This window comes from Ruegeria sp. SCP11 (genome assembly GCF_040329455.1).
In the GTDB taxonomy this organism is placed as follows: domain Bacteria; phylum Pseudomonadota; class Alphaproteobacteria; order Rhodobacterales; family Rhodobacteraceae; genus Ruegeria; species Ruegeria atlantica_E.
Genome location: NZ_JBDZYG010000003.1, coordinates 84,883 through 103,039, shown reverse-complemented (window position 1 = coordinate 103,039; position 18,157 = coordinate 84,883). Strand labels below are relative to the sequence as shown.

Here is an 18,157-nt window from a genome sequence, read left to right as displayed (position 1 = left end):
AGGCCTAGCGGAACTCACAGGCCACCAAGCAGACCTTCGCTGCCTTTGCAGCACTGGGCCCCAGCGACGGCGGCAATGCACAGGAAGCGGACCTTAAATCAAAGATGCAGTGTTTTGGAGCCGTGATCAGCGGCTCTGCGGACGAAACGGACATTGAGGTCATGTCAGGTTTTGAATAGCTTTGGGCAACTGGCAACCTAAAGGAGGACTCTGCATTGCGCGAAGCAATCTCAATCTCGCTTTTGCTCCTGTTGCTCGGTTGTGCCTCACCATCATCTGAAAACGAAGTCGCTGGAGCATTCTTTCCGTTTGCCGGCCGACCAACGGAACAGGTCAAGTTGCAACACGATATTCAGATAGTGAAGGGATCCGTTTTTCACTTCGAGCAAGACGGTTCTAGAGTTATTCATCATTTCGCTCCAGTCGCCACTACTTTAGACAGAAATACCTACGTTGTTTCAGTATCTTCTGTTCTGGACATCGCTGACTTCATGAGCGGCGACTTCGATGCGGAAAGCGATGTTCGCGCCGTGATAGCCGCAGCGCAAGCCTATTGCGAACAAACGAGCTATATACGCCAAGGTAGTGACGCCATCATTTGGGTCGGTGAAAAATCATCATCTCTTGTTGAATTCTGTATTCCGAAAGGCATTGAATTACCCCCCTTCTACAAAGCAGGTGATCGGGTACCAAGAGGGCAATAAGTAAAAGGCCGTTGCTTTTTTGGGCCAAAATCCAGCCACTCGGTGCGATGCTCCCGATTAGCTAAGGGCTCAGAGTGGTCATCTGACGACTTCTATCGGGAATAAGGCGGATCAGTGATGCCCAGCGTCCGGTGTGCGGACAAAACTGACCTTCGCGTGGTCATGAATTTCAGCCGCCACCAGATTATTTACTCATTCATTCAACCGTACTCTAAATGTGGGACATCCCACCGGAGACGCCAGAATGCAGCGAGGATCAGCTTTCGCGTGTGATTTGTATTCACAAGCCCAAAAAGCGGGTACCATCTTGGCACCTATCCAAAAGGGGTTTTGATCATGCTTAGAGGATTAGTTTTTTCTGCAATTGTCGCCTTCATGCCGGGGTTTTCCAGTGCGCAAGGGAGTGACAAACCCAATATTCTTGTGATCTGGGGCGATGACATCGGCCAATTCAATGTCAGCGCTATTAACCGTGGTATGATGGGGTATCGCACTCCAAACATTGACCGATTAGCTGCTGAAGGTGCTTTGTTTACAGATTGGTATGGTCAGCAAAGCTGCACCGCTGGACGCGCGGCCTTTATCACCGGTCAGTCGCCAATGCGCACTGGACTGACTAAAGTCGGGTTGCCTGGTGCTCCTGAAGGTATGCGGGTAGAAGATCCTACCATAGCAGGGCTTTTGAAAAACCACGGTTATCTGACAGGCCAGTTTGGCAAGAACCATCTTGGCGACAGGGACGAGATGCTTCCCACCAATCACGGTTTCGACGAATTTTTTGGCAATTTGTATCACCTAAATGCCGAAGAAGAGCCTGAACATCCCGACTATCCAAGTGGTGCAGAATTCCGAGAACAGTTCGGCCCACGCGGGGTAATCAAATCAAGCGCTGACGGCTCCATAGAAGATACAGGTCCATTGACCCGAAAAAGGATGGAAACTGTCGATGAGGAGGTAACTGCCGGAGCGCTTGATTTTATGGACCGCGCAGTCGAGCAGGAGAAACCTTTCTTCCTTTGGTGGAACTCCACGCGAATGCACATCTTTACGCATCTTAAAGAGGAGAGCGAAGGAGTTACGGGTTACGGCATATACGCGGATGGCATGGTGGAACATGATGGTCATGTAGGCCAGTTGCTCGACAAACTCGAAGAACTTGGAATCGCCGAAAATACCATAGTGATGTACTCATCCGATAACGGAGCAGAGACATTCACATGGCCTGATGGCGGCACCACGATGTTCAAAGGTGAGAAGAACACGCAGTGGGAAGGCGGATTCCGCGTACCGACTTTGATCCGCTGGCCAGGAACAATTGATCCCGGGACAGTAGTCAACGACATTGGTGCTCACGAAGATATGTTGCCGACCTTTTTGGCAGCCGCTGGCGAGCCTGACATAAAAGAGAAGCTACTACAGGGAAACGTCGAAGCTATCGGTCGCCAGTACAAGGTGCATCTTGACGGGTACGACCTAGGACCAGCTTTGCGTGGTGAAGCCAAATGGCCGCGGAATGAGTTTCTTTACTGGACCGACGACGGATCAGTCGCTGCCCTGCGTTGGACAGACTGGAAGTTCACATATCTCAAACAGCATGCTGAAGGGTACAAAGTCTGGACAACCCCGTTCGAAGTTCTTCGCGCTCCTTCACTGACGAATTTGCGAATGGACCCCTTTGAACGTGCCGAGGCAGAAGATGCGATGGGCTATCAGCGGTGGTGGGTGGAGCACATGTTCGTCTTTGCTCCCGCCGGAGCCTATGTCGCTAACTGGCTAGCCAGTTTTCAAGAATTTCCGCCACGACAAAAGCCCGGAAGCTTTAACTTGGACAACGTAATGGAGATTATGATGGCTGGGTCGCAGGGAAATCAGTGACCCTCCATAGACGACGAATCTTTTCGAAATTCGGGGCGGTTTAGACTGCCCTGAGTTTTTCACAAGATCCTCAAAAAAAGGGTCGATAAGATTTCCGTAAACGAATTTGCTGATGGAACCTAAGGTACTTTGGGCTCACAGCGGACGTTTTCTGCGGCAGGTAAAGACGGGTAGTTTGAGCCCTTAGCTGCCATCGATTGCACATCAGTTTTTTGCGATTTCGGCACGTCGAGAACCGTGCATTCCTGACGTTCAGAACTAGCTGGGAGAAGCAGGTCAGCGGACAAAGCTGCTATTCAATGTTGTTGCTATGCAGCAGAATAAACCCAAACCTTTACACCGGATGCTCGCCCCCGAATTTCTTGGTAACCTGCAAGTGTCAGTCGGTCGAGGTTCGGCACGTTCCCATTTTTTTGGATAGCACGCACCAACTCGTCGCTGACAACGAGCTGCGCATCGAGGTCGCGAGTAAGATGTTCAATCCTGCTGGCAATATTCACGGTATCGCCGATTACACCATATTCAAGTCTGCGTTCATTCCCCATATCTCCGGCCACGACTATGCCCCAATGAAGTCCAATGCCTACACGGATAGGCTCAAAGCCAGACAACAGTCTGTCCTCATTCCAATCCTTTAAAGCATCGATCATCTCGAAGGCGCAATTCAATGCGTTTGCCGGGTCGTCAGGACTTGGGTCAGGCGTTCCAAAAGTCGCCATTAGCCCATCGCCTATGTATTTGTCCAAAGTTCCATTGTTGTCGAAAACGGCCTTTCCCAGGCGCTCATGATAACCTCGAAGCAGGTCAATTACTTCTTCGGCGCTCGAGTTTTCACAGAGCTTTGTGAAACCCATAATGTCAGCGAATATCACTCCGACTTCCTGCTGTCTTGCGGTAGCAATCTTGGCATCCGAGCTGCTCAACTGGTTGACAACATTTGGCGAAAAATACCGGGCCAAGCTAGCGCGTTTTCGTTCGGTTGAGAGCAAGTTCCAAACGAGCCGACGAGAACGCGCCACCACGATTGCGAGGCCTGCGGAAACTATCAAAACGACCAGGAGCTCTGTCGCTGCATATCCAAGGAAAAGAAAGTTGAGGTCTGATCCAGCTTCAAGCAAAGAGTCTACAGATTGTTCCTGCAAATCTAGGTTGCTGTACACGCTCGGCTGGCTCAAAAACCACACCCACATTCCTACGCGGGCAAGAATGATGCTCAGCCCGCACCAGACAACCAGCATAGGTCGAAAGCTGAAAGACGCCTGCATCAAGAACATAAAGAAATAGAGGAAACGGGCCGAATCCATCGCGATGGCCGGTGGTAGGGGATCATCAGTAAAGGGTGAGCTTAGCGTGAAGACCAAAGCCAACAGAGCACAATCAAGGGAAACAAAAATTAGCTGGAGCCATAGTCTGGTATGACGCGTACGAGCGGCGGCGTACTGAAGCCCGCCGAGTACGACGAAGACAAAGATTTCCAGAAGATTGAAGTAATACGTCGGTCCCGTTTCTGTACTGTCGATGGCTTGCCACGAAAGAACAAGAACCAAAGCGACGGTGCGAACTTTGGCGGCCAGCAAAATGCCACGGCGTTCCTCTTCTGCAAAGGCTGCCTCGCTGCGTTCCAGCAATCTGTTTTGGATCTTATCTGACATATCTCTGGTATCTTAGATGGGCTCTCAAAATTGCCAAACCAATCTCATCTGGGAAATCCAAAGAGAAACGTTAAAACTGCTTTGGGCTCGGAGCAGTTATTCTCTGCGGCACGCGGTAACTGGTTGAACGAGCCCTGAGCTGCCGTCGATCACACTTCGGTCTTTTGCAAGTGCGGCACGTCGCGAACCGCGTATTCCGGACGTTTGGAACCAAGTGGCAATTGGCAGGTGAGCGGACTTTTCAGTTATTCAGTCGATACGTGTAAAGGCAGAAGAATGGATCAAATCGTAAGATGGGCAATTTGCTCGCAGTCACAATGGGTGTTGCAAGAGCGATCCAGGCTGAACCTGTTCGGGTACACGAAACCATCGAACTGAAGCTTGTCACACGAACCGCAAATAGTGGCCTCAGCAAAGCGCAGAGCTTAAGCGCCACAATCAATCCAATTATTACTCGACCGGTGACCAATTCGTGTCTGGATCATAGGCAGAAATTTCAGCAGCAATACTGAGTGTCTCCGGGCCAAAATCTGCCTCGTAGACTATGCCGTTTTCGCCAACCAGAAAGGAATGGATACCAGTTTCTCCGTAGTCTGCCGGTATTGCCAGCAAGGCATGTCCTGCAACGAAGTGATCCCCGACGAAATAGGGGTAGGCACCCCCTGGAGCGTTAGGGCCCTGCTCTTGAAGGATGGTGTAATAATAGCCAAGAAACGGTTCGGCTTCATAGTCAACCTGACCGTCACTCCACCCCGAAGCTGCGGCGCGGGCGAGCGCTGCACCGACAAAGCTGTCTTTTCCAGGCCAGAAGAGTCCGTTTTGCTCGTCCGGATCAGAAATGATCGTCTGAGCGAATTCCATAACGCCATCCCCATTATGGTCCACAAGCCGGAATGCTGTCTGAAGGTCAACATAGGCCTCAAGCAATTCGATCACTTCCAACTCATTCAAGCCTATTTCGCGGGCTGAAAGTTCCTCGATCCCAGCTTCCAAGTCAAAGCGCCAACCGTCATCTGTACGCAGAATTGGGATTGGAAAAGGCCAACTGTCTTCACCCAGAAGAAGTACAACCCCTTCATCCTCAGGCTGAAAGCGATAGCCCTCAGCGTACATGCCTAGCACTTCCTGCCTTCTTTCTTGATCTTCCGCCGGATCACCCGTTCCGACTAAATCCTCAGCTTCAGGACCGAAAATTTCGAGCAGTTTGCTCTGATCATTGGCCTTTAACGCATCAACAAAAGCATCCAGTGCGGTTTGCGGGGTATCAAATCTGGCTCCGTCAGAGAGGGCCGGGCTTGCAGTTCCGGCGAGCAACAAAATTGTGAATACTGATCTACGCATCTTACCGTCTCCGCTTGCCTTTAGCGGCGTGTCCACGCTTGGACGCACTTTGAGTTCTGCTACCGGACGCTTTTTTCTTCATCGCTTGCCCTTTAGATGCCCTGGGTTTGCCCTGCGTCGATGCGGCTTTCTTCGCCTGCGGCTTCTTAGAGGTCTGCGGTCTTTGTGCGACTGGCTTTTTCGCTGCATCTGGACGTTTGGTACGATCAATGGCCTGTTGCTTTGCGGCGGCCTTGTCCCGATTAGCGTTGCCCCGGTTCGCCAAAGCCCCACCTGCTACAGCACCTGCACCGACCGCAGCCGCGGCCGCCCCGCGGTCCCGGCTAATATCTGCAGCACCAGATTCTCGGCTCAACTTTGCACGCAACTCATCCGTGCGACCGTCAGGACGGTTAACCGGCAAGTCGCCACGGCCACCTTCAGGTCTTTTGTGGTCCGCTATTTTGTTCCGGGCCTCCTGTTGCCGGTCAGGATCGGGGTTCCATCCGATATCCGTTCGGTCACCTAAATCTATATCATTGCCGATATTGACGTTGCCATCGACGTCTATGTCGATGTCTGGATTTCTATAAATCGGACCACCGCCCCAGCCACCGCAATTTCGGCACCCCCAGTAGTCGTACCAATCATCGTCGTCGTCAAAAATCTCGTCGATCAGGGCAACAGCGCCAAAAGTCAGCAATGCTGCGCCCACTACATCCCCGGTTGACGGGCCAGTATAAACCGTCTCGGGATTGTATTGTGGGACGTAAACTGTTTCGGGTTCTGTCGGTGTAATTACTACTGTGTCGTCGTCAGACACTTCGACAGTTTGCTCGGGCCCTGAAACAAGAGCGCCGCTGTCAATTGCCTGATCCCGCATGACCTGCACCGCATCCATCACATCGTCGGACTGGGCCAACATGGCTGTGCCGACTGTCTCGGTCCAGTCGATATGGGTGGCCATCTGACCAACAACTTCGGGGAACGCCGTCGCTAAAACACTGACAGAAGGATCCCATCCCATTGCTTCGATTTCCGGCTCAAGTTCAACAGGGTCGCGGTCGGCGTTATCCAGCAAATACCGTTCAGCCTTAACAATTTCCAAGGGCTGGGTGGCCGCGACAAATATTTGTATGAGTAGCGTGTCGGGATAAAGAGCAACCGGGGCGACCAATGTCTGCAACTCAGCGTCAGTTAGCAGGCTGGACGAGGTCGCCGAGGTATCATCTTTTGCCGCTACATCTTCGGACGACTCTTGCGCTAACGCGGAAGTAGATACGCAAATACCGAATGCAATTAATAGAAACCTAAACATATTGCGATCCTTCGATTTCTTGAAGGATCACCTAAGACTGCGATTCTGGCAACCGATCAGTCAAATAGACGGTTTTGGGATAATAATCGACACCCAACCAAGTTTGAGCGAGTGTTCGCCTTGGGCTCTCTGCGGACGTTCTCTGCGTTGAGCCTGAACAAGTCTATGAGCCCTGAGCAGCCGTTTCCACGAGAACCGGATGCTGCGAGTGCATTCGACAGCTCCGAGCCCGAAGCGGAACTGACTATGGTGCAGTCTGAGTCAATTGGTTTTGTAGAAACAGTAAAGTAATGGCGGGGCCGCGAACTGCGGCGAGTTATGATATAATTGGCGCAGCTACGACTGACGGAGGATTTGCTGATGCTACGTTTCAGTTTCGCCAATTTTTTCCTTTTTTTGGTTCTGGCAGTGGTTCTATCTGCGCAGGTTGCTAAGGCAGATGAGATTTTGCAGGCGGCCAGAAAAGGGGATACCGAGGCGCTGGAGACCTCGCTCGCTGCAGAAGGAAGTGTTGATCCAACCAGTTTGGAGCGGCCTTTGTTCTTCGCCGCTCAATCCGGCCACACCGACATTGTCGCAATCCTTCTCGAACATGGCGCAGATGCCAACACGATGCTCGACTTTGGTAGTCCATTGCAGAAGGCTGCCCGTGGCAACCATGAGAAGATAGTTGAACTATTACTGAAGGCGGGAGCAGACCCAAGCGCACAGGCGGGCGATAAAGACTATACGCCGCTTCATGATGCCGCCGAGAGGGGCGCATTGGACGCTGCCAAAATTCTTGTGGCTTATGGTGCAAACGTTAATGCACGAGAGTTTTGGGGTGTGCCGCCAATCCATCTGGCCACAATAAAAGAAAAAGCAAAGATGGTTTCGTTTCTCTCGGAAAGCGGTGCACGACCAATCGAGCCGCCGCCCGTTTCCGAAACTGAATTAGCGACTGCCGACCTGGAACTCGGGCGGATTGCAGCGATTAGCTGCACGCAATGCCACATCATCGAAGAAGGAACCGCACCAAGCGGAGCGCACAATCACGGGCCGTCGCTCATTGGTGTGGTCGGACGCGCCAAAGCCGGTGTTGAAGGTTACAACTACTCAAACGCAATGGCTTCTCTATCCGGTGTTTGGAGCGTCTCAGAACTCAATCAATTCATCGCCGATCCCGCAGGACGTGTTCCTGGGACAGAGATGGCATTAATGCCGGATCTGTCGGACGCCGAAAGGGTCGCTTTGATTGCGTATCTTGGTACGCTTCGAGTGCAGTGAGCCAATATCAGTGCACCAATTCAGGTTGTCGGGCTAAGGTCCGCTTCGTCCGCATCTCGGAAGCTGCAAAATCTAGTTACTTAGGTCCGCTCAGGGTTGGAGATGTCAGAAAACTGACTTGCACGGCGAATTGACAAATGGTGGTGCCGATCTAGTAATCAAGATTTCCCTTGAACCGGTGGCGGCGCATTGGGGAAACAGGCCAATCGCGTTTCATTCGTTTTGGACAAATGATGTCAGGCCTGCGGCGGCACCGGGTTTTGGGGTCGGACGCAAACCCAAAGAAAATTGCATCGAGCGAACCGGGTAGCTGACTTATGCGACGTGACATGGCAGGTTCCTTGGCTGTTTATGTGTCGAGCTTGGCTGGTCTGAAGGACCTGGGCCACGGACGTGATACGCCTGAACCCGTAAGTCACCCGTAAGTCGCTTGGGCGATCACCTGTTGTCAGGCATATTGATAAGCAGCGGCACTACCATTTTGGAGACGACATGACCGCCCCTTCGTCCATCTTCGCTGACAAACTTCGAAGCTATCGAGCTCGCAACGGCAAGCATGGTCGAATGTCACAGGAACAATTGGCCGTTTTGTTAGGGTTAAGTGTGGATGCGATTAGTAAATATGAGCGTTCACTGTCGTACATTAGGGGAGACCTGGAACACCTTTTGACAGAAAAGCTTGGATGGACGCGGGACGAAGTTGTGGCTTGTCGTGAGGACTGGGAAAGCCGTTCAAGTGGAGCACACGCCTCATACAGAGTGCTTCGCGAACATGAAGTGGCGTTGGAATACGGATCTATCGAGTTTGCCGATGCCGCCGTTCAGGCCTTGGAGTTGGCAAGCGCTCACGAGTTTCCCGATGGATTTTCCGCCTGCGATCCCATCTGGTCGGAGATTCTAAAGGATGGGGCGATGTCTGGCGTATATGTCATGGTTGGAGATGAATTAGCCGCTCATATCTCGCTCATTTTTCTGGATGAAGATTTGGAAGCCAAGTTCCGCGAGTGCCGACTGATCGAAGCTGAATTCAGTCTGGGAGCGCTTCGACGGCCGGTGCTTCCCGGTGACTATTTCGGCTATTGCGCCGGTGTCTACATCGCGCACGGGCATCAAAAATCTGCGCTTCATCTGCTGAATGGGTTTGTGAAAGTACTTGAAGATCTCGTGGAAAGGGAGGTTTACTTAAAGGATCTAGCCGCCATAGCCGCAAGCCCAATAGGGCATCAGCTGTGCAAGGACCTGAATTTCCAATTTATCGGCCTACACCATAACGCCGCAGGTCTCGAATTCTGGCACCTAGCCGGGGAAAACATACCCAATTCTCTCTTTGCTCGACGCAGCCCAATGCTCGAGAAAGCATATGCTGACCGTTTCGAAGAAGCTTAACTTCGGTCTGACAATTTGCAGTATGCAATAACGTCCAGCTCAATGGTTCAATTCTGGGTGTTTCGTGAAACTGCATTTTGCATAGCGCGACGTCGATGTAGCCAAAAACCGAATGTCTGGTTCGCGGTAGTGCACCGCAGCGCCGTGATGTCTCGTCAACGGCGGCTTTGGGCCGCTTGTGACTGATCAATTCAAACTACAACGCCGCCTACAGATTGGGCGGAACACGATGAAAATGGCTTTAGTCACGGGTTGACGCAATGGGCGCGATCTCCGTTGTCTGCGGTGGATTTGCAAAGGTTGGGCCGACGGTTGCGCGATATGTGGCAAAGGAAGCGGAATTCAGAAATGCTTGTTTCGTCGTGTCATTAGGAAACTCCAACACACGCCAAAAAAACGTAACGGGTCTTCTGTGGAAAAACACGAATAATGCAGGCCATCAATGTCTTCTGATTTCAAACCGTCAACTAATGCCTTCATTGCGACGGTCTGTGCTTCGCGATCGCTTTCTAATTTGAGAGTGTATTGTACCAGCAGGCTCATGATCATTCTCCTGTGAGATTTGGTGTTTTGCCATGTACTTTCTCCCTGAACCGCTGCGCGATGATATAAAGCGACGGGATGACAAATATTCCTACAAGAGCCGCTGCGATCATCCCGCCGAACACTGGTGTGCCCACACCTCGGCGAGCGAGCATGGAGGCGCCGTCGGCCACAACCAGCGGGTAGAGCCCGGCGATGAATGCAAAGCTGGTCATCATGACCGCGCGGAAACGCGCGCGGGCACCCTGAATGGCGGCATCTACAGCGCTCAGACCCTGCCGGTATCGATCCATTGCGAACTCGACGATCAAAATTGCATTCTTGGCGGCAAGCGCTATCAGGACCACCAATCCGATCTGGGCGTAGAGGTTGTTCTGGAGACCCAGCAACAGCAGCGCACCCAACGCGCCGCACACCGCAAAGGTGACCGAGAAAAGGACCGCAAGCGGTATCGTCCAACTCTCGTAAAGCGCAACAAGGAAGAGATATGCGAACAGCAAAGCAAGCCCCAGAACAATAGGTGTCTTTCCGGCGGCCTCAATCTCTTGCTGCGCGGTTCCGGTCCAATCGTAGCTGTAACCCCCGGGCAGGGTCTGGGCTGCAATTTCCTCCATCGCTGCGATGGCCTCGCCCATAGGCACGCCCGGGGACGGTCCACCGTTAATGGTGACGGCCTGGAAATTATTGTATCGGGTCAGCAATTGCGGACCCAGAACGAGTTCTACCTTCGCCACGGCGCGCACTGGCACCATATCTCCGTCGCGATTTCGGACATGAATGCGAGCAATATCTCCGACATTGGCCCGGTATTCCTCATCAGCTTGTAGATTGACCTGCCATGTCCGACCGAACAGGTTCATGTCGTTCACATGATACCCGCCCAACGTGACCTGCATGGCCCGGAACAGGTCGTCGACATTCACGCCAAGCGTCTGCAGTCTTTTGCGATCGAGATCGAGATTCAGCTTTGGAGATTGAGCAGAGAATGTCGTGTAAACGCCAGATAGACGTGGATCGGCGTTGGCGGTTGTGACGAGCCCCGCCGCAGTTGCGCCAAGATCTAAAACGCTGTCGCCATGCAAGTCCAAAAGCTCGAACTCGAACCCGGCACCAGTGCCCAGACCAAGGATCGGGGGCAGATTGAAAGGAAAGGCAATGGCGTCTTCCAAACCGGCAAACTCGCGCCGGACATGCTGGATCGAGGATCTTACGGATAAGGCCGGATCGGTTCGATCTTCAAACGGTTGCATGATCGCGATGCCAAACCCACTGTTCGACTTGTTCAGGCCGTCGACAAAGCTGAAGCCCGTGACTGTCATGACGTCCTGCACGCCCGGTGCGGATTTGATGATGGTCGAAACGTCCTCCATCACTTTGGATGTTCGATTGATTGATGAGCCTTCGGGAAGTGCGACCTCGACAAAATATGCTCCTTGGTCTTCGACCGGCAGGAAGCCGGGCGGCGTGGTCTTGAACAGCCATCCAGCGCCAAAAAGCGCAAAACCGAGCAGTAAAACAGCCAGGATTGCCCGTCGGGCGAGGATTGAGACCGCATAGGCATAGCCATCGCGCGCGTTGTCTATGCGGCGCGATATCCAGGCAAGCGGTCCACGCTTAGGAGCGCTCTCACGGCGCAATAGTACCGCACATAGGGCCGGGCTGAGTGTCAGGGCGTTCAAAGCAGAAATCAGCATTGAAAAGGAAACTGCCACGGCGAACTGCTGGAACATCGTTCCCGTAATACCGGGAATGAATGCAACCGGTACAAACACGGACAGAAGCACACAGGTTATGGCCAGAATGGGGGCCGTGATCTGTTTCATGGCCTCGCCGGTGGCTTCGGATACGGACATCTCTGGGCTCTCGCCCATGACCTTTTCGACGTTTTCGATCACCACGATCGCGTCATCCACGACGATGCCGATCGCAAGCACCAACGCCAGCAATGAAACTGTATTGAGTGAAAACCCCAACGCCAGAATGAACGTCAGTGCACCGACAAGCGATACCGGAACCGCGATGAGGGGGATCAGGGCCATCCGCAGGTTGCCCAGAAACAAAAAGACTACGATCACGACCAGAGCAAACGCTTGTATCAGCGTTTTCACGACTTCTTCGATACTGGCCCGGACGAAGGTTACTGAATTGTAGGGTACACTCCAGTTGACCCCATCGGGAAAGGCGCTTTGCAGTCCTGTCAGCGCATCGTTTATGCCCTTTGATGTATCGAGGGCATTCGCCCCCGGCTCAAGATAGACACCGATCATCGCGGCTGATTTGTTGTCAAAAGAGGCAAACGAATCCTGTGTTTTCGCACCAAGTTCCACCCGAGCGATATCGCTGATCAGAACAAATGAGCCGTCTGGAAGGGCGCGCACGACAACTTCTTCGAATTCGGCGATGCTGCTCAACCGGCCCTGGGTCTGGATATTGAGCTGAAAAGTAGGGTCATTTGTCATCGGTTGCGCACCGATACGCCCCACCGCTGCCTGTACGTTCTGCGCGTTGAGAGCAGCGATCACATCGTCAACGGTCACCGAAAGATTGGTCATCTTATCGATGTCCAGCCAGATCCGCATCGAGTAGTCCAGTTCCCCAAAAAGGGTGGCATCGCCTACGCCGGGTGATCTTTTGATGCTGTCCAGAACGTTGATTGTTGCGAAATTCGACAGGAACAAATCGTCATTCTTCGGATCGTCCGACGTTATGGCCACGACCTGCAGCAGCGCTGACGACTTCTTTTTAGTATTGACGCCAGCGCGCGTGACTTCTTCGGGCAAGGAGGACATGGCCAGGCTGACCCGGTTTTGCACGTTGACGGCGTTGATATCCGGGTCGGTCCCGGGTGCAAATGTTACCTGCAGGTTATAGCTGCCGTCCGAACCGCTCGTTGACTTCATATAGAGCATGTCGCTGACGCCGATCACCTGTTCTTCGATGATCTGGGCAACGGTTGACTCGACAACTTCTGCCCCGGCACCAGGGTACTTTGTCGAAACCTGAACCTGCGGCGGCACGATGTCGGGAAGCTGTTCCACCGGCAGCTGCGTAATCGAGATCAGTCCGGCCAACGTGATCACCACCGAAATGACAATTGCAAATCTGGGGCGGCGGATGAACAGTTGCGAGATCATGGGATCAATTCCCGCTGGCGCTTGAGGGTGCGTTCTGTGGTGTCGAAACGCTGACCTCGACACCCGCGTGAACCCTTTGCAAGCCATCGGTGATAACCTGATCGCCTTCGCTCAGACCGTCTGAAATGACGGCCTCGGCCCCTTCCGTCCGGTCCAATTGAATCTGCTTTTTCTCAGCTTTGCCGTCGCTTCCGACTGTGAAGACAAAGTAGCCAGACTGATCTCTCTGCAAAGCCTTGGTGGGGATCACCAGCGATTTGTCTTGCGTGGGATCGGTGACAAGGACCCGCACCAGCTGGTTATCGATGAGTGATCCATCCGCATTGGGAAAAGACCCGCGGACCAGAACGGAATCCGTACCCGACTGCACTCGTGTGTCAGCCACCTCAATGCTTCCCGTTTTACCGTATGTAGTGCCATCGGCGAGGATTAACTGCAGTTCCAGCGGTTCGGTGTCTGACGCCTTGGCGCGGCGCGTGCGAAATTCAAGCAGTTCGGCCTCGGTTACCGGAAAGGTAACGTGGATGGGGTCGATGCTGGACAGCGACAGCAGGGTTCCACCCTCTGGGCTGACGAATGCGCCAACGGACAGATCCGTCAGTCCAATCCTGCCGTCAAAAGGCGCGATTATCTTTGTGTAGGACAGGTTCAGCTGGGCAATTTGCAGACTGCCTTGTAGCTCAAGTGCATGTCCATCGGCCTCACCCTGCTGCGCTTGCGCTTTCTGAACAACCGCTTGCGGAGTGTCCCCAGTGGTGTAGAGCTTTTGCTGTCGATCCAGTTCGATATCGGCAAGCTTTTTTGCCGCTTGTGCCGCTTGGATTTGCCCTTGAATTTCCGTGACGGTCGCCTCGTAGGAATCCGGTTCGATCTCGATCAGGACATCCGCCGCTTTAACGCTTGAGCCGTCCCTGAAATTGATGGATTTCACAAATCCGGGCACGCGTGCAATCAGGTCGACACGATTCACCGCCTTGACCCGGCCAGTGAACACTTCGCTCAACGATACCGGTTTCATTTCTGCCGCCGTCACGGTCACTTTGGGCTGTGTTTGACTGTCCTGGGCGATGACAACGGAAGGATTCAGACCAAAGTGCAAAATCACTGCGGTGACTAACAGCCTTACTGACAAGGTTCATCCTCCAGAAGAGTTTCGTCTGTGCTCTCGTTGAAACCACGGTAACGTAATGCAGTAGAAAATCCAGCAATCGACATTGAGCGCCTTGCTGAACAACTCAACTAATTGGAAGTCTTTGCTATTTAAGTAAAACGGCTTGGTCTCATACTGCTATTGCTAATACGTCGAGACTGTTGCGCAATCTATGAATTCGGCAGATCTCTGATCCCGCGGGTGCAGTGAATGTCAGCGGAGCGGGTCGCAACCGAGGGATGACGAACGTCCAGAACGGACCGTTCGTTAAGATTCCCAAAGTCCGGTTTCTGCGCATTTTTAACGTTCTACAGCCGGGAAGCTGCTAAGCAGCGAATTGGAGCTTTGTCCCTCAAACCGTGAGTTCGATCGATCTCAAGTTTCGCGCATGCAGCGAACGGTAGATTCGACGGGCCGCGCCGCAGCATGGTGACTATGGGGTGAAGGTCCGGAAAGGGCCGCGAGCCGCGAGGCCAATGTCTCAATCCGAGAAATGCTGCGCTGCCCTGGAGGTCCGGATCGAGTCCATTGTGCTCATTGTACGAGTTGTCGGGGAGATGGAAATGTCTGCCGAAATCCATGCTCGCGCTGCCCGCTTACTTGAACCGGATTGAAAACTTTGCCGAACCAGATTTAGTTGACAGAAATCGCGCATCTCACCGACCGAAACAGAGGACCCGCTCAGAGGACAAATACATGAACGGGATAGAACCGATCAATCTGCAAGAAGGCATTCGCTCCCGTCTGGTGCAAGGCGTGAATGGCTTGACCATGCATATCCTCGAATCTGGGTATTCCGACCCGTCTCGTCCATGTGTTTTGCTGCTGCACGGCTTCCCCGAACTCGCCTGCAGTTGGCGCGGCGTCATGCAAGGGCTGGCCGAACAAGGCTATCATGTCGTCGCCCCAGACCAACGGGGTTATGGGCGCACATCTAATTCAACCACGGAATATGCTCGGACCTCCGCCCGTTCTACGTGCTTAATTTGGTTCGCGATGCATTGGCGCTTGTTTATGCAATCGGAAGAAAATCTGTCTGTGCGGTGGTCGGCCACGACTTCGGTTCGCCAGTCGCCGCGTATTGCGCCTTAATAAGACCGGATGTTTTCCGATCCGTTGCTTTGATGAGCGCGCATTTCGACGGCCCACCGCCGATTTCCGAAACCGAGGAAGTCGATATGGCTGCGGGTCTTGCGGCGCTTTCTCCACCCAAGAAGCACTACCAGCACTACTACTGCACGCCAGACGCAAACGCCGAAATGCTTGAGCCAGATACGGGATTGCCGGACTTTTTGCGCACCTATTTCCATGTCAAAAGCGCCGACTGGGCCAGCAACAAACCATTTGTGCTGAACGGTTGGACACCTGACGAATTGGCCCGGATGCCGTCGTACTACGTCATGGGGATGGACGACAGCATGCCAGAGGCTATCCGCCAACATGCACCGACGAGGAGCGAGATCGATGCTTGCCGCTGGCTCACGCAAAACGACCTTGAGGTCTATGTTGAGGAGTTCGGAAGAACTGGGTTTCAGGGAGGACTCAACTGGTATCGATGCAGCTTTTTGCCGGATCATCAAAACGAGCTACGGCTTTTCGCCGGTCGAACAATTGAAGTTCCCTCTTGTTTCATCGGCGGAGCAAATGACTGGGGGGTCTATCAATCGCCCGGTGCACTTGAGAGAATGCAAAGGAGCGCTTGTACCGACATGCGACTTGTCGAACTCGTGGACGGTGCAGGGCATTGGGTTCAGCAGGAAAAGACATGCGAGGTCGTCCAACTGCTGACAACTTTTCTCAAGGGCTACTGCGCCTTCGAGACCTGAAGCAAGGTAGCCGCCGAAAATTACCGCTTCGTCCGCATTTGGCGAGTTCGACCTATCTCAAATTTCGCGCTCGCAGCGAATGACTGGAAAGCGGGCTGCAATCGCAGCATTCGAACAAAGCCCTCAAGTTCGGCTTTGGGCCGATCCGTAAGTGTGAGAATGGTGCGGAGGAAAGGGCTTTCGCTGTCGATCGGGATGTTTGAGACCACGCACAGAGCGTACTATCGGATCGACGACCGGTGATCTGATAACAGGACAAGCTTCACGCCTGTCTTAAGCGGCGCTAGTCTCCGGTCCTAGCAATGCTGAAAGGAGCCGCCCAATGTCCCTCTTTTCTAAACTCTTCGGTTTCAGCGAAAAGTCTGAGCCGGAGCCGGTTTCGTACAAAGGGTTCGAGATTTTCCCTGACCTGATGCCCGAAGGCGGTAAATACCGCCTATTGGCCCGTATCGAAAAGATCATAGACGGAGATCGCAGGACCTATACGGTGATCAGGGCGGATGTCTTTGAAAGCCGGGATCAGGCTGAAAGCTTCAGCATCGCAAAGGCGAAGCAGGTGATTGACGAGCAGGGCGGACGCCTTTTCGGCTCAGAAAACCGGTAGCTTGAAGCCCGCTGTGCGATCGGCGGGTATCATGTGAATGGCTTAGTTCGCATGAAGTACGGACGCAAAACGGGGTGAGTTCCACCGATGTCATAGAAATCGCCTGTGGATGTGAAGAGGGTGCGTTCTGGCACTAACGAGTTTTTGAGGTTCAATGCTCCCATGGACATAGCGTCAGGGAGCAACATCATTGGGCAGAAAGTGCCTGCCCAATGTTGCCTTCAATGTGGAAATGCTTCTAGAGGCGTGTCACCAGAGTCACGCATTCAGAAGCCCGTGTAACAGCGGTATAGAGCCAATTCCTCGCATATTTATCGAAGATGTGACTTTCGTCCTCTATAATCACGTGGCCCCACTGGCTGCCTTGGGCTTTATGAACTGTCAACGCGTAGCCATACTTAAACTGCTGAGAATTTTTTCGTTCCTTGTCCGCCAATCTCTCTTCGTCGTCAGTAAAATACTCCGGATACACACGTACGCGGTAGTTTTCATGATCCGGGAAGTCGCACGATTTCAGTTCCAACGACAAAGTCCCCGAAAACCGGGAATTCTTCGGTTCTGAGACGACCGTGAACATGCCTCCATTGACGATACCAAGGCCATGGTCATTGTGCTGACACACAAGGCGGTCGCCAATCTCAGGCAGGTCGCTGGTGCGTCCCAAGGCCCTGCGGATTTCTTCGTTGTAGTGGGAACGAGTGACGTTCCTACCGGCAAGGAGCTGGTCCGCATCCAATATCTCATCGATCTCAAGACTCCCGTCCGGCACCACACGGCTGTTCCCATAGGCACCATATTTCAACGGTTTCCCTTCACGAATGTCTGTCGCCAGTTGTAAGACCAGGCTGTCCTTGGCCTGACGGTGGATTTCGGTCAGCATGGCGTCAGGCTTGGCGTTGGTGAAATAACCCTCGCCGGCCACCGGCGGCAGCTGCTCAGGATCACCAAGTGCGAGGATAGGAGTTCCGAATGACATCAGGTGACGCGCTAAGTTTACATCAACCATTGAGCACTCATCGAGCACAATCAAGTCCGCATCCGCTGCTGCACTATCCGGATCGAGGTGGAAACTGAATTTACCATTCGATCCCTGTACAGCCTTGTAGATCAAACTGTGGATGGTGGAAGCACCTTCACAGCCGTTGCGCTGCATCATCATAGCCGCTTTGCCAGTGAAGGCCGCGTAAACAACCCTTCCATTCAAACCGCTGGCCAGATGTCGCGCGATTGTCGTCTTGCCGGTGCCAGCATATCCGAAGAGCCGGAAGATCTTATTTGTCTTGGCATCGTTCTTCAGCCAGGAGCCAACGCAGTCAAGCGCTGAGAGCTGTTGGCTGGACATAGTGAAATTGATAGCATTCATGAGGGTAGGTCTTCTG

General features: G+C 53.1%; 14 protein-coding genes. 7 read left to right on the top strand and 7 right to left on the bottom strand.

Annotation, left to right across the window (positions count from 1 at the left end):
* Window positions 1–215: 215 nt before the first annotated feature.
* Window positions 216–704, top strand: a complete 489-nt coding sequence (locus tag ABLN94_RS06045) for a hypothetical protein (RefSeq protein ID WP_352990384.1) — start codon at window positions 216–218, stop codon at window positions 702–704.
* 336 nt (window positions 705–1,040) lie between these two features.
* A complete protein-coding gene (locus ABLN94_RS06040) occupies window positions 1,041–2,579 on the top strand; it encodes an arylsulfatase (protein ID WP_352990382.1) in 1,539 nt (512 codons plus the stop codon).
* A 308-nt stretch (window positions 2,580–2,887) separates the two neighbouring features.
* Here ABLN94_RS06040 and ABLN94_RS06035 read toward each other — a convergent pair whose 3' ends face one another.
* The 3 genes from ABLN94_RS06035 to ABLN94_RS06025 form a co-directional block, all read right to left on the bottom strand.
* Window positions 2,888–4,231 (bottom strand): adenylate/guanylate cyclase domain-containing protein, encoded by a 1,344-nt coding sequence (locus tag ABLN94_RS06035; protein ID WP_352990379.1) that lies wholly within the window; start codon window positions 4,229–4,231, stop codon window positions 2,888–2,890.
* 450 nt (window positions 4,232–4,681) lie between these two features.
* Entirely contained in the window at window positions 4,682–5,572 is an 891-nt protein-coding gene (locus ABLN94_RS06030) for a DUF2950 family protein (protein ID WP_352990377.1), read from the bottom strand.
* A gap of 1 nt (window position 5,573) precedes the next feature.
* Entirely contained in the window at window positions 5,574–6,869 is a 1,296-nt protein-coding gene (locus ABLN94_RS06025) for a DUF3300 domain-containing protein (protein WP_352990376.1), read from the bottom strand.
* A 360-nt stretch (window positions 6,870–7,229) separates the two neighbouring features.
* Here ABLN94_RS06025 and ABLN94_RS06020 point away from each other — a divergent pair, with 360 nt between their 5' ends.
* Window positions 7,230–8,135 carry an ankyrin repeat domain-containing protein gene (locus ABLN94_RS06020; protein WP_352990373.1) on the top strand — a complete coding sequence of 302 codons (906 nt, stop codon included), beginning with the start codon at window positions 7,230–7,232 and terminating at the stop codon, window positions 8,133–8,135.
* 492 nt (window positions 8,136–8,627) lie between these two features.
* Window positions 8,628–9,521, top strand: coding sequence for a helix-turn-helix domain-containing protein (locus ABLN94_RS06015; protein ID WP_352990371.1), 894 nt, complete (start codon window positions 8,628–8,630; stop codon window positions 9,519–9,521).
* A gap of 342 nt (window positions 9,522–9,863) precedes the next feature.
* On the opposite strand, the gene ABLN94_RS06010 is transcribed toward ABLN94_RS06015, so the two are convergent.
* From ABLN94_RS06010 to ABLN94_RS06000, 3 genes are read right to left on the bottom strand one after another with little or no spacing between them, the layout of a single operon-like run.
* Window positions 9,864–10,064 (bottom strand): hypothetical protein, encoded by a 201-nt coding sequence (locus ABLN94_RS06010; RefSeq protein WP_352990369.1) that lies wholly within the window; start codon window positions 10,062–10,064, stop codon window positions 9,864–9,866.
* 2 nt (window positions 10,065–10,066) lie between these two features.
* Window positions 10,067–13,198 (bottom strand): efflux RND transporter permease subunit, encoded by a 3,132-nt coding sequence (locus tag ABLN94_RS06005; protein ID WP_352990367.1) that lies wholly within the window; start codon window positions 13,196–13,198, stop codon window positions 10,067–10,069.
* Window positions 13,199–13,202: 4 nt separating this feature from the next.
* Window positions 13,203–14,231 (bottom strand): efflux RND transporter periplasmic adaptor subunit, encoded by a 1,029-nt coding sequence (locus ABLN94_RS06000; RefSeq protein WP_352990954.1) that lies wholly within the window; start codon window positions 14,229–14,231, stop codon window positions 13,203–13,205.
* Window positions 14,232–15,044: 813 nt separating this feature from the next.
* Here ABLN94_RS06000 and ABLN94_RS05995 point away from each other — a divergent pair.
* From ABLN94_RS05995 to ABLN94_RS05985, 3 genes are all read left to right on the top strand, one after another.
* Entirely contained in the window at window positions 15,045–15,440 is a 396-nt protein-coding gene (locus ABLN94_RS05995; RefSeq protein WP_352990364.1) for an alpha/beta fold hydrolase, read from the top strand.
* A complete protein-coding gene (locus tag ABLN94_RS05990; RefSeq protein ID WP_352990361.1) occupies window positions 15,326–16,174 on the top strand; it encodes an alpha/beta hydrolase in 849 nt (282 codons plus the stop codon). Before ABLN94_RS05995 ends, ABLN94_RS05990 begins: the two co-directional genes overlap by 115 nt.
* A gap of 322 nt (window positions 16,175–16,496) precedes the next feature.
* Window positions 16,497–16,778: an HlyU family transcriptional regulator gene (locus ABLN94_RS05985; protein ID WP_352990358.1), complete on the top strand. Its 282-nt coding sequence runs from the start codon at window positions 16,497–16,499 to the stop codon at window positions 16,776–16,778.
* Window positions 16,779–17,016: 238 nt separating this feature from the next.
* Here ABLN94_RS05985 and ABLN94_RS05980 read toward each other — a convergent pair whose 3' ends face one another.
* On the bottom strand, window positions 17,017–18,141 hold the full coding sequence (locus ABLN94_RS05980) for an ATP-dependent DNA helicase (protein ID WP_352990355.1): 1,125 nt from the start codon (window positions 18,139–18,141) through the stop codon (window positions 17,017–17,019).
* Between the last annotated feature and the right edge of the window lie 16 nt (window positions 18,142–18,157).

Coding starts and splice junctions, on each gene's coding strand:
- ABLN94_RS06040 (WP_352990382.1), top strand. CDS start 1,041: ATGCTTAGAGGATTAGTTTTTTCTGCAATTGTCGCCTTCATGCCGGGG.
- ABLN94_RS06035 (WP_352990379.1), bottom strand. CDS start 4,231: ATGTCAGATAAGATCCAAAACAGATTGCTGGAACGCAGCGAGGCAGCC.
- ABLN94_RS06030 (WP_352990377.1), bottom strand. CDS start 5,572: ATGCGTAGATCAGTATTCACAATTTTGTTGCTCGCCGGAACTGCAAGC.
- ABLN94_RS06025 (WP_352990376.1), bottom strand. CDS start 6,869: ATGTTTAGGTTTCTATTAATTGCATTCGGTATTTGCGTATCTACTTCC.
- ABLN94_RS06020 (WP_352990373.1), top strand. CDS start 7,230: ATGCTACGTTTCAGTTTCGCCAATTTTTTCCTTTTTTTGGTTCTGGCA.
- ABLN94_RS06015 (WP_352990371.1), top strand. CDS start 8,628: ATGACCGCCCCTTCGTCCATCTTCGCTGACAAACTTCGAAGCTATCGA.
- ABLN94_RS06010 (WP_352990369.1), bottom strand. CDS start 10,064: ATGAGCCTGCTGGTACAATACACTCTCAAATTAGAAAGCGATCGCGAA.
- ABLN94_RS06005 (WP_352990367.1), bottom strand. CDS start 13,198: ATGATCTCGCAACTGTTCATCCGCCGCCCCAGATTTGCAATTGTCATT.
- ABLN94_RS05995 (WP_352990364.1), top strand. CDS start 15,045: ATGAACGGGATAGAACCGATCAATCTGCAAGAAGGCATTCGCTCCCGT.
- ABLN94_RS05985 (WP_352990358.1), top strand. CDS start 16,497: ATGTCCCTCTTTTCTAAACTCTTCGGTTTCAGCGAAAAGTCTGAGCCG.
- ABLN94_RS05980 (WP_352990355.1), bottom strand. CDS start 18,141: ATGAATGCTATCAATTTCACTATGTCCAGCCAACAGCTCTCAGCGCTT.